Here is an 11,732-nt window from a genome sequence, read left to right on the forward strand (position 1 = left end):
TCGAACCGCTAGCGGTTGCCAAGATCCTCAAGGGCGTGGTCGAGGCCGAGAAGCCGGAGATCGTCATCCTCGGCAAGCAGGCTATCGATGATGACTGCAACCAGACAGGCCAGATGCTGGCCGCCCTGCTGGGCTGGCCGCAGGCGACCTTCACCTCGAAGCTGGAGCCCGGTTCCGGCGAAGCGCAGATCACCCGCGAGATCGACGGCGGCCTGCAGATGATCAAGGTCAAGCTGCCGGCCGTGGTGACGACCGACCTGCGCCTCAACCAGCCGCGCTATGCCTCGCTGCCCAACATCATGAAGGCCAAGAAGAAGCCGCTGGACGAAAAGACTCCGGCCGATTTCGGCGTCAGCACCGCGCCGCGCCTCAAGGTGGTGAAGACCGAGGAGCCGCCGAAGCGCCTCGCCGGCATCAAGGTGAAGACGCCCGCCGAACTCGTCGCCAAACTCAAGGAAGCGGGAGCAATCTGACCATGGCTGTCCTCCTCATTGCCGAGCATGACAACAACGCGCTCAAGGACGCGACCCACAAGGCGCTGACCGCCGCTGCCCAGATGGGCGGCGAGGTGCATGTGCTGGTGGCGGGCAACAATGCCGCGGCCGCCGCCGCGCAGGCGGCGAAACTCACCGGCGTCGCCAAGGTGCTGCACGCCGAAACCCCGGCCCTCGAACGGCCGCTTGCCGAACCAATGGCGGCGCTGATCGTGGCGCTGGCGCCCGGCTACGATCATCTGGTGTCGCCAGCCACCGGCAGTGGCAAGAATTTCATGCCGCGGGTGGCCGCCCTGCTCGATGTGATGCAGATTTCGGATATCTCGGAAGTGAAATCCGCCGACACCTTCGTGCGCCTGATCTATGCCGGCAATGCGGTGCAGACGGTGCAGTCTAGCGATCCCAAGAAAGTGGTGACCGTGCGCACCGCCTCCTTCCCGGCGGCGGCCGAGGGCGGTGCGGCCTCAATCGTCAAGATCGATGTACCGGCCGACCCCGGACTCTCCTCCTACCAGGGCGAAAACCTTTCGAAATCGGACCGGCCCGAGCTGACCTCGGCCAAGATCGTGGTGTCGGGCGGCCGCGGCATGCAGAACGGCGACAATTTCAAGCTGCTTGAATCGGTCGCCGCCAAGCTCAACGCCGCCGTCGGCGCCTCGCGCGCCGCGGTCGATGCCGGTTATGTGCCCAATGATTATCAAGTCGGCCAGACCGGCAAGGTGGTGGCCCCCGACCTTTACATCGCGGTTGGTATTTCCGGCGCCATCCAGCACCTGGCCGGCATGAAGGATTCGAAGATCATCGTCGCCATCAACAAGGACGAAGAAGCGCCGATCTTCCAGGTCGCGGACTATGGCCTGGTTGCCGACCTCTTCGCCGCCGTGCCGGAATTTGACGCGGAGCTGGGGAAGCTGGGGAAATAGCACCCACGCCGTTTACGCCGATCGCAAGAGCATTGCTGCGACTGCGAAATGCTCTTGCTCCGGCCTGGAGCCCGTTATAGGCTTCCGCAGTTTCGGTTTTCAGGCGCTTTATTCACATGCAGATCAAAAAAGTCGGCGTCATCGGCGCCGGGCAGATGGGAAACGGCATAGCGCATGTCTGCGCGGCCGCAGGTTATGACGTTGGGCTCTATGATGTCAGCAAGGAGCGCATCGAGGCCGGCCTCGCAACGATCAACGGCAACCTCGCCCGGCGGGTGAAATCCGGTAAACTGAGCGAAGCCGAACGCGATGCGGCGCTGTCGCGGATTCAGCCGGTTTTGTCCTTCGAAGGCTTCGGCGATTACGACCTGGTGATCGAAAGCGCCACGGAGGATGAGCAGGTCAAGCGCAAGATCTATCAGGCGCTGTGCCCGCATCTGAAAGCGGAGTGCCTGGTCGGCTCCAACACCTCGTCGATTTCGATCACCCGGCTGGCCGCCGCCACCGACCGGCCCGAGAAGTTCATGGGCATACATTTCATGAACCCGGTGCCGGTGATGGAACTGGTGGAACTGATCCGCGGCATCGCCACCGAAGAAAAAACCTTCGCGGTGGCCAAGGACTTCGCCTCCTCGCTCAAGAAGACCATCGCCGTCTCGGAGGACTTCCCTGCCTTCATCGTCAACCGCATCCTGCTGCCGATGATCAATGAGGCGATCTACACGCTGTATGAGGGCGTGGGCGGCGTCGAGGCGATCGACACGGCGATGAAGCTGGGCGCCCGGCACCCGATGGGGCCGCTGGAGCTTGCGGATTTCATCGGCCTCGATACCTGCCTGTCGGTGATGCAGGTGCTGCATGATGGGCTGGCGGATTCGAAATACCGTCCCTGTCCGCTGCTGGTGAAATATGTCGAAGCAGGCTGGCTTGGCCGCAAGACCAGCCGCGGCTTCTACGATTACCGTGGCGAGAAGCCGGTGCCGACCCGCTGATCAGCCGGGTTCGGCCAGCGCCGCTTTGATCAGTGCAATGGCCTCCGGGCTTGCCCAATGGGCGGGGCCAAGGAGCCTGCCGATCTCCCGCCCCTGGCGGTCGATCAGGATAGTGGCGGGAAGGCCGGGCGACTGAAAATCTGAGACGATCCGCGTGCTCGGCTCGACATAGAGCCCGAGGTTGTCCGCCCCGGTTTCCTTGAGAAAGGCAGCGGAGGCGTCCGCACCCTTGCGGTCGACGCTGATCGCCACCACCTCGAACTGGTCCGAGCCCAGCTCCTTCTGCAGCCTGGCGAGATCGGGCATCTCCTTCCGGCATGGCGCGCACCAGGTGGCCCACAGATTGACCAGCACCACCCGGCCCTTCCAGTCACTGAGCTTCACCGGCTTGCCGCCGGCCGCCTGAAAGGCGGCATCCGGCAGCGCCACACGCTCCGGCTGCACCAGGAAGGCCGCCAGTGACCCCGTGGCCAGCGCGCGGCTTACGCCTTGCGCCGCCGGGGTTTCGGCGGCCGGAGTGACGGTTTCGGCGGGAGTGGCCTTGCGCCCCTGCTCCTTGAACCAGTAATAGGCCGTGATGGCGGCAAGAACGGCAAGGCCGGCGGCGATCTGCGGCAGGGGGCTGGATTTCTTCTTTTCGGTGCTCATGCGCAGGTCTTCTCAGGCCGAATATGGGATTTTCGATGACCAATAAGATGTGGGGCGGGCGGTTTCAGTCAGGGCCGGACGCCATCATGGAAGAGATCAACGCCTCCATCGGCTTCGACAAGCGCCTGTTCCGGCAGGACATCGCGGGCTCGAAGGCGCATGCCGCGATGCTGGCCAGCCAGGGAATCATTTCGAAAACCGACGCCAGCCAGATTAGGAAGGGTCTCGATGAGGTGCAAGCCGAGATCGAGGCCGGCACATTCACGTTCTCGCGGGCGCTCGAGGACATTCACCTCAATATCGAGTCCCGCCTCAAGGAGCTGATCGGCCCCGCCGCCGGCCGGCTGCATACCGCGCGTTCGCGCAATGACCAGGTGGCGCTCGATTTCCGCCTCTATGTGCGCGACACGATCGACCATCTCGATGGCCAGCTGAAGGACCTGCAGCTGGCCCTGGCCGGGAAGGCGGAAGCCCATGCGGCGGCCGTGATGCCAGGCTTCACCCACCTCCAGGTAGCCCAGCCGGTGACCCTGGGACACCACCTGCTGGCCTATGTCGAAATGCTGGTGCGCGACCGCTCGCGGCTGGCCGATGCCCGCCGCCGCATGAACGAGAACCCGCTGGGCGCCGCGGCGCTGGCAGGGACCAGCTTTCCCATCGACCGGCACATGACCGCCAGGGCCCTCGGCTTCGAACGGCCAACCCGCAACTCGCTCGATACGGTTGCCGACCGGGATTTCGTGCTCGAGACGCTGGCCGCCTGCGCCATCTGCGCCACGCATCTTTCGCGCCTCGCCGAGGAAATCGTCATCTGGTCGACGAGCCAGTTCCGCTTCGTGAAGCTTTCCGACAAGTTCACCACCGGCTCCTCGATCATGCCGCAGAAGCGCAACCCGGACGCCGCCGAACTGGTGCGGGCCAAGCCGGGCCGCATCATCGGCGCGCTGGTTGCCCTGCTCACCGTCATGAAGGGCCTACCGCTTACCTATTCCAAGGACATGCAGGAAGACAAAGAACCCGCCTTCGACGCCTTCGACAGCCTGTCGCTCGCCATCGCCGCCACCGCCGGCATGGTGCGTGACATGGCCCCTGACGCCGACAACATGCGCAAGGCCGCCGCCGCCGGGTTCTCGACCGCGACCGACCTCGCCGACTGGCTCGTCCGTACACTGAAAATGCCGTTCCGCGATGCCCATCACGTCACGGGAAGCCTCGTGGCGCTCGCGGAACGCGAAGGCGTTGACCTGCCAGATCTTCCGCTAAGATTGATGCAGTCGGTGGAGCCGCGCATCACCCGCGACGTCTACAAGGTGTTGAGTGTTGAAAATTCAGTGGCTTCGCGCCGCAGTTTCGGCGGTACCGCGCCCGCCAATGTCCGGCGCGAGGCGAAGCGCTGGCTCAAGCTGCTCACGTCATGATAGGGATTGAAACCATGAAAGCGTTCCTGCTGCTTCTCTGCCTGTCGCTGGGGCTTGCGGCCTGCGGCATCAAGGGCGATCCCGAGCCGCCGCCCGCCACCCAGCAGGCGCAATAAGCCATGCATCATTTCGCCTATCGCGGCGGCGTGCTGCACGCCGAGGACGTGAGCCTGAAGGCGCTGGCCGAGGACATCGGCACGCCTTTCTACTGCTATTCCACGGCCACGCTGGAACGGCATTACCGGGTGATGGACGAAGCCTTCACCGGCACCGACCACATGATCTGCTATGCCATGAAGGCAAATTCCAACCAGGCCGTGATCCGCACCATGGCGGAGCTCGGCGCCGGCATGGACGTGGTTTCCGAGGGCGAATTGCGCCGGGCGCTCGCGGCGGGCGTGCCGGCGCGCAAGATCGTGTTCTCGGGCGTTGGCAAGACGGCGCGTGAAATGGCCCTGGCGCTGCGCGAGGGCATCGCCTGCTTCAATGTCGAGTCGAAACCAGAGCTTGAACTGCTCTCGGAAGTTGCCAAGCGCGTTGCGCAGCGGGCCGCCGTCTCGATTCGCGTCAACCCCGACGTCGATGCGAAGACGCACCACAAGATCTCGACCGGCAAAGCCGAGGACAAGTTCGGCATTTCCTACAAGCGGGCCCGCGAAGTCTATGCCCGCGCCGCGCAGCTTCCCGCCATCGACGTGGCCGGCATCGATATGCACATCGGCAGCCAGATCACCGAACTGGCGCCGTTCGAGAAAGCCTTCATGCTGATGGCTGATCTGACGCAAGAACTCCGCCGCGACGGCCACAACATCCGTCATCTCGATCTTGGCGGCGGACTCGGCGTTCCCTACCGCGGCAGCAACGACGTGCCACCCCACCCTGACGAATATGCCACGATGGTGAAACGGGTGCTCGGCCCTCTCAACCTCAAATTCGTGCTGGAGCCCGGACGCATGATCGTCGGCAACGCCGGGGTGCTGGTGTCACGGGTGATCTATGTGAAGGATGGAGCGGAGAAGCACTTCGTCATCCAGGATGCGGCGATGAACGACCTGATCCGGCCCACGCTCTATGATGCCTACCATGAGATCGTGCCGGTGCGTGAGCCGGACGGACCCGAAACCATGCTGACGGACATCGTAGGACCGGTCTGTGAATCTGGCGACTATCTCGCCAAGAGCCGCCGCATGCCCAAGGTGGAAGCGGGCGACCTTCTGGCCATCATGACGGCCGGCGCCTATGGCGCGGTACAGGCTGGAACCTACAATACCCGGCCGTTGATCCCCGAGGTGCTGGTCAAGGACGGCAAATGGGCGCTGATCCGGCCGCGACAGACCTATGAGGAGCTGATCGGGCTCGACCGTCTGGCCTCCTGGCAAGAGAAGATGAAAGCCTGAACCGGCTTTCGGCTTTCGGAATTGTGATCAGGCCAGCGGCCACAAATCCCGCTCAATGTGCTAGCGTAATGAGGCCATGAACAATCTGCCTGACCAGACCGCCCGGATTGAGCGAAAAATCTCGCAGGCACGCCTGGCGGCGGGATTTGAGCGGATCTGGGGGGCGCTGCACTGGCCCCTGGTGATTGTGGCGGCGGCCGCCGCCCTGGTGCTGAGCGGCATTATGCCGCTGCTGCCGCCGATACCGCGGTTTGCCGTACTGGCCGTGCTGGCAGCCGCTCTCACATGGTCGCTGCGGCCGTTCATGGCCGTCGGTTGGCCAACCCGCGCCGACGCAATCCGGCGGGTGGAACTCACCTCAGGCCTCGCCCACCGCCCGGTTTCCGGCCGCGATGACAGGCTGGGCGATGCCTCAGCGGGCCCGCTGCAACAGGCGATCTGGGAAGAACACCGCTTACGGCAATTGCGGAGCCTGACCGGCCTCAAGGCCGGCGCCCCGCATTCGTCATGGCGCGACATTGACCCCCGGGCCTTCCGCTTGCCGGCGGCTCTTGCGCTTGTCGCCGCTGTTCTGCTGGGAACCGGCGATCCAGCGGGAAACGTGGCCGCGAGCCTCGCCGTCAAGGCGCCAGCACCGGTACCCGAGGTGGCGCTTGATGCCTGGCTCAAGCCGCCGGCCTATACTGCCAAACCGCCGATCCTGCTGACCAGCCCCGCCATGGCCGAACGGCTTAAGACGGAGCCGGAGATTGCCGTGCCGGAGAAATCCGTGCTCACCCTCCGCATCAGCGGGGCGGACAATCCAAGCCTCTCCTTCCATGCCTTGCCGGGAGACACCGGCGCCGCGCCGGAACTGACCGGCTTCAAACCGGCAATCAAACGCGGGGAAGGGCTGTTCCAGGCCGAAGCTCCGCTTGACCGGCCGGCGCTCGTCAAGGTTATCGACGGCGGCAAGGAACTGGCGGCGTGGCGAATCGCGCTTATTCCGGACGCCGCGCCCAGCGTCGAGATCACCGGTGTGCCCTCCGGAGACGCGTCCGGCGCATTGAGCGCGAAATGGAAAGTCGCGGATGATTATGGCGTCGCCCGGGTCACCGCCGACATCTATCTCGCCGACGACCAGGATGAAGGTTTCGGTTTCTCGAACCCCGGCATTTTCGAGTTTCCGCCGCCGCGCTTTCCGGTCGCCCTGCGCAAACCGCAAGCCCGCGAAGAAGCCGGGGAGAGCAAGGCGGATGTCGCCGAACACCCCTGGGCTGGTTTCATGGTCGAGATGACGCTGACCGCCACGGATGCGGCCGGCAACGCCCGCGAGAGCGAGAAGCGCGTCTTCCGGCTGCCTGAACGGCAATTCACCAAGATCCTGGCGCGCGCCCTGATCGAACAGCGCCGCCGCCTGATCCTCAACCCTGAAGAGGCGGGTGGCGTTGCAGAGATGCTTCAGGCAATCCTGACCTATCCGGCCGGGCTGATCAATGGAAGCGGCACCCATCTCGCCATCGCCACCGTGATGTCGCGGCTGCGGAACCCCGGAGACAGTGGCGAGGTGGACGATGCGATCCGCATGCTGTGGCAGATCGCCGTCAATATCGAGGAGGGCGCGTTTGCCGACGCCAAGGCGGAACTCGAAGCCCTGCGCAAAGAGCTGCAGCGCGCGCTGCGGGAGGGCGCCCCTCCGGAGCGGATCGCGGAACTCACCAAGAAGCTGCGCGAGGCCCTGGACCGGTATCTGCAGTCGATGATGGAAGAGGCCCGCAAGCGCATGGCCGAGGGCCGTCCGGACGAGCGCGGCGAGGCCCAGCCGCAGCGGATGGTCAGCCCGCAAGACCTGCAGAGAATGCTCGACATGATCGACAAGCTGGCGCAGAGCGGCGACAACCAGTCCGCCGAGCAGCTTCTCTCGCAACTCGAGGACATTCTCCGCAATCTCAGACCGATGATGCCGCAGCAGGGCCAGGGGCCGGGGCAGGACAATCCCCTGAACGACATGCTTGACCAGCTCTCCGACCTGATGCGCCAGCAGCAGCGGCTGATGGACGACACCCAGCGCATGCCGCAGCCGGATTTCTTCGGTGAGGGCGAGCCGCAGCAAGGCGAGCAAGGCCAGCAGGGCATGGGCAGCCTCGGCGACCGCCAGCAAGGCCTCGGCCAGATGCTCGAGGAACTGATGAAACAGTTCGGGCAGAATGGCATGCCCGCGCCGCGGTCTTTCGGCGAGGCGGGCCGCAGCATGGATGAAGCCGAAGGCGCGCTCAGGGGGGGCGACCGCGACCAGGCGCTCGAACAGCAGGGCGAGGCGCTGTCACAATTGCGTGAGGGCGCGCGCAACCTGGCCCGGCAGATGCTGCAGCAGTCCCAGGGGCAGCAACAGAGTCAGGGCCGCGACGGCGAGGCCCGCGGCGACGACCTCGATCCGTTGGGCCGGCCACGCGCCAGCCGCGGCGAGGATACGGGACCGGACCGCGACATGCTGCCTTCCGAACAAGCCATCCAGCGCGCCCGGGAGATTCTCGAGATGCTGCGTAACCGCGCCGGCGAAACCGGGCTTCCAAGGCTGGAACGGGATTACATCGAGCGGCTGCTGCGTGGCCTTTACTGATCGGCCGCCGGAGACTGCTCAATCACCAGCTCGCCAGCCACCAGATTCCATACGCCATCGCGCTGGGTGATGGCATCTACGCGCAAGCCGCCGGGAAGCTTGGTGCCGACGATCACCGGAACCAGGGTCTTGTCCGCGTCCGAGTCGACGGTGACAAAGGCGACGCCATCTATCACAGTCAGAAGTTCATAGCGCTTGCCGCCGAACTGGGACGTCTGGCGTTCCGATCCGGCCTGTGATGGGCTGATCCGGGTCCTGAGGCCGGTACCCAGCGACCGCGTGGTGATCGGATCCGCGATGCCGGGGCCATCCATGACAAGCTCGCGCTTCTGCAGCGGCGGAAAGTTGAGCCCCATGTTGGCCGGGGGGTCTTCCATGCCGTGAAGCGCGATGATCTTGGTTGCCGCAAAAACCAGGACCGCCACGGCAAGACCCGCCGACAGCACATAGGTCAGGATATCCGAGAGTCGTTCGGGCATGCCGCGGCCTTGTCCTTTTGTTAACCATAATGGACGGCCTGGCTTGCGCCAGCCCTGCGCTCTGCCGGCTGGAATCAGCGTTGCAGCCGCAACGACTGGCCTTTTCGGGCAAGGGACAAAACACAACGGCTGGCGATGGCAGCCGCCAGGTCCGCGTTCTGGCGCGCCGCCAGCACCTGGGTGGAAAGCGTGTTGCCGGCCTTGACAAGATCCGCCAGGGACCAGGCGCGAAGCTGGGCCAGCACGGCGGGCTGGCGCTTGAAAAACACCGGCGGCCGTGACTGCTTCACCACCTGTTCAGCCTGCATGCCGCGCTCGGCCGCCAGCCGGAAATCGGCAAGCCGGAAGGCATGCTTCTGCACGGCCGAAAGAAGCTGGCCCGGATCGCGTCCGCCACGCAACAGATCATGGAACAGCCGGTCGGCAACCACGACTTCCCCGCCGAACACGCTGTCCGCCAGATCATCCGCCGTGGCGCCGGTGTCATTGCCGCAGACCGCCTCGACATCGGCAAGGCTGACCCGCGAAGACCCCAGCGCGTAGAGCGCCAGTTTCTCGGCCTCGCGCTTGACCAGCGCGCGTGACGAACCCGTCAGCTCGATGAACCGGGCCAGCGCCTCGTCGCCGATCTGGATATTGTCGCGGGCCAGGATGCGCTGAACGGTTGCGGCCGTCTCGTCGTCTTCGGCCTCATAGAGCGGCAGGATGAGCGCGCGCGGGCTGGTCTCGAAGAGTTTTCGCAATTCGGAGGACTTGGGAAGCGCCGCGGCCTCGGCTATTATCAGGTTACCGCGGCCTCCGGCCTCCAGGAGCGGCGTCACGGCATTGGCGAAAGCCTCACCGGCGCCCTTCAACCAGACCGCCTTGGCGCCGCCGAACATCGAGATCGACTGAACCTCGTCGGCAAGCCGCCCTGGGTCCGATGCGAGGTCCTGTTCGCTGAGCGTTGCAACGCTGAAAGGGTCGTCGCTGGAACCCGCCACTTTCACCACCACGCGCTGGGCCAGTTCGCGCACCGCCTCCACTTCATCGCCAGAGATCATGATGGCAGCTATGGCCGGATCGGGCTTGCGCAGAAACGCCTCAAGCCCTGGCGGCCTGATGGCCGTCATGACTTTGTCTGCTGCTTGGCAAAATGGGCGGCGAGCCGCGTGCGGATATCCGCACTGACCTCAAGCGCGGCCCGTTCGGTGGCATCCGTCTGTGCCTGTTGATCGGCGAAGGGCTGGCGGATCACGTCATAGCTGGCGCGCGCGAAGGTGGTTCCCTGGGTCAGTACCGCGCCTGTCGATTTCTCAACAAGCTGGTAGGTAGCGGTGATCTGGATCGACTGCCGCGTCACCGCCGGCTGACGCTTGGCCACGATGTTGTTGTCCGCCACGACGGTGGTCAGGTTGAGAAGATAGCGGTCCTCGCCCTTGCCGCTTTGCATCGACGACAAAAGATCGTTGCGCACCAGTTGGCCCGCGCGGTCACCCGCCTCTGGAATCGAGATCGAGGACAGCGAGCCTGCCACGCCGCCATTGCCCTGCGCCGAGCCATAAAGCGGCCGGTAGCCGCAACCGGCAAGAGCCAGAGCGGCGGCAACACAGAGCATGGCGGGGAGCTTGCCCATCAGCCCACAATATTGGCGATCCGGCCAGGCACCACAATCACTTTCTTGGGCGCCCGCCCATCCAGGGCCCTGGCGACAGAATCGAGCCCGAGCACAAGGGCTTCGATCTCGGAGGCGCCAAGGTTCAGCGGAACGGTGATCTCATCACGGCGCTTGCCGTTGACCTGCACGGCGATGGTCACCCGGTCATCGGCGAGCAGCGCCGGATCGGGTTTCGGCCATGCGGTGTCGACCACAAAACCGGGCTTTGTCATCGCCTGCCAGCATTCTTCGGCGAGATGCGGCATCATCGGGGCCGACATCAGCACCAGGAACTCCGCCGCCTCCCGTACCGCGGGCGTCTCTGCCCGGGCTGCGGCCAGCGCCGCGCCCAGCGCGTTCGCCAGTTCATAGATTCTGGCAATGGCGCGGTTGAAGCGGAGCGACGAGAGATCGTCCGTCACCGCATCGAGTGCCTTGTGAGCGGCGCGGCGCAGGTCGAGCGCGGCCGCCTGGTCGCTGCCGCCCGCATAGGCCATGGCATCGTTGACCAGACGCCAGACGCGCTGGGTGAATCGCCATGCGCCTTCGGCGCCGGCTTCCGTCCATTCGATGTCACGCTCGGGCGGCGTATCGGAAAGCATGAACCAGCGCGCCGTGTCCGCGCCGAAGCGGGCGATGATGTCATCGGGGTCGACGACGTTCTTCTTTGACTTCGACATTTTCTCGACGCCGCCCACCTCGAGCGGCTCGCCGGTTTTGGCATGCACCCATTGGCCGCCGCGGTTCTCAGCATCGGCCGGAAACACCCATTCGCCACTCCGTGTACGGAAGGTTTCATGGATCACCATGCCCTGGGTGAACAGGCTGTCGAAAGGCTCCTTGATGGCGAGATGGCCGGTCGCCGTCATGGCGCGGGCATAGAAGCGCGAATAGAGGAGATGCAGAATGGCATGCTCAACGCCGCCGATATACTGGTCAACACCCATCCAATAGGCCGCCGCCGCCTTGTCCACGGGGTCGGCCGCGTGGGGTGAGCAGAAGCGCGCATAGTACCAGGACGAATCGATGAAGGTGTCGAAAGTGTCGGTCTCCCGGCGCGCCGGCTTGCCGCAGGACGGGCAGGCGACATGCTTCCAGGTCGGATGACGGTCGAGCGGATTGCCGGTCTGATCGAAACTCACATCC

At 64.9% G+C, this 11,732-nt stretch carries 12 protein-coding genes; 7 read left to right on the top strand and 5 right to left on the bottom strand.

Annotation, left to right across the window (positions count from 1 at the left end; genetic code table 11):
- The 3 genes from ACKOED_RS06525 to ACKOED_RS06535 form a co-directional block, all read left to right on the top strand.
- Positions 1-473, top strand: a 473-nt coding sequence (locus tag ACKOED_RS06525) for an electron transfer flavoprotein subunit beta/FixA family protein (protein WP_408915774.1), incomplete at its 5' end; no start/stop codon positions are given.
- A 2-nt stretch (positions 474-475) separates the two neighbouring features.
- Positions 476-1,417, top strand: a complete 942-nt coding sequence (locus ACKOED_RS06530; protein WP_408915775.1) for an electron transfer flavoprotein subunit alpha/FixB family protein — start codon at positions 476-478, stop codon at positions 1,415-1,417.
- Positions 1,418-1,533: 116 nt separating this feature from the next.
- Positions 1,534-2,409 (top strand): 3-hydroxybutyryl-CoA dehydrogenase, encoded by an 876-nt coding sequence (locus ACKOED_RS06535; RefSeq protein ID WP_408915776.1) that lies wholly within the window; start codon positions 1,534-1,536, stop codon positions 2,407-2,409.
- On the opposite strand, the gene ACKOED_RS06540 is transcribed toward ACKOED_RS06535, so the two are convergent.
- Positions 2,410-3,057, bottom strand: coding sequence for a TlpA family protein disulfide reductase (locus ACKOED_RS06540; protein WP_408915777.1), 648 nt, complete (start codon positions 3,055-3,057; stop codon positions 2,410-2,412).
- Between the two features lie 35 nt (positions 3,058-3,092).
- On the opposite strand from ACKOED_RS06540, the gene argH reads away from it, so the two are divergent.
- From argH to ACKOED_RS06560, 4 genes are all read left to right on the top strand, one after another.
- A complete protein-coding gene (gene argH, locus ACKOED_RS06545; RefSeq protein WP_408915778.1) occupies positions 3,093-4,475 on the top strand; it encodes an argininosuccinate lyase in 1,383 nt (460 codons plus the stop codon).
- A gap of 14 nt (positions 4,476-4,489) precedes the next feature.
- Positions 4,490-4,591, top strand: a complete 102-nt coding sequence (gene lptM, locus ACKOED_RS06550) for an LPS translocon maturation chaperone LptM (protein WP_408915779.1) — start codon at positions 4,490-4,492, stop codon at positions 4,589-4,591.
- Positions 4,592-4,594: 3 nt separating this feature from the next.
- A complete protein-coding gene (gene lysA / locus ACKOED_RS06555; protein ID WP_408915780.1) occupies positions 4,595-5,872 on the top strand; it encodes a diaminopimelate decarboxylase in 1,278 nt (425 codons plus the stop codon).
- A gap of 76 nt (positions 5,873-5,948) precedes the next feature.
- Positions 5,949-8,471: a TIGR02302 family protein gene (locus ACKOED_RS06560; RefSeq protein WP_408915781.1), complete on the top strand. Its 2,523-nt coding sequence runs from the start codon at positions 5,949-5,951 to the stop codon at positions 8,469-8,471.
- Here the strand turns inward: ACKOED_RS06560 and ACKOED_RS06565 are convergent.
- From ACKOED_RS06565 to ACKOED_RS06580, 4 genes are all read right to left on the bottom strand, one after another.
- Positions 8,465-8,950 (bottom strand): hypothetical protein, encoded by a 486-nt coding sequence (locus ACKOED_RS06565; RefSeq protein ID WP_408915782.1) that lies wholly within the window; start codon positions 8,948-8,950, stop codon positions 8,465-8,467. The two genes, ACKOED_RS06560 and ACKOED_RS06565, sit on opposite strands and share 7 nt — an antisense overlap.
- Before the next feature lie 74 nt (positions 8,951-9,024).
- On the bottom strand, positions 9,025-10,062 hold the full coding sequence (gene holA, locus ACKOED_RS06570; RefSeq protein WP_408915783.1) for a DNA polymerase III subunit delta: 1,038 nt from the start codon (positions 10,060-10,062) through the stop codon (positions 9,025-9,027).
- On the bottom strand, positions 10,059-10,565 hold the full coding sequence (gene lptE, locus ACKOED_RS06575) for an LPS assembly lipoprotein LptE (protein ID WP_408915784.1): 507 nt from the start codon (positions 10,563-10,565) through the stop codon (positions 10,059-10,061). Before lptE ends, holA begins: the two co-directional genes overlap by 4 nt.
- Positions 10,565-11,732: class I tRNA ligase family protein (locus tag ACKOED_RS06580; protein ID WP_408915785.1), on the bottom strand; the 1,168-nt coding region annotated here is incomplete at its 5' end. The genes lptE and ACKOED_RS06580, both read right to left, overlap by 1 nt.

It is taken from the genome of Aestuariivirga sp., from assembly GCF_046093005.1.
GTDB lineage: Bacteria > Pseudomonadota > Alphaproteobacteria > Rhizobiales > Aestuariivirgaceae > Aestuariivirga.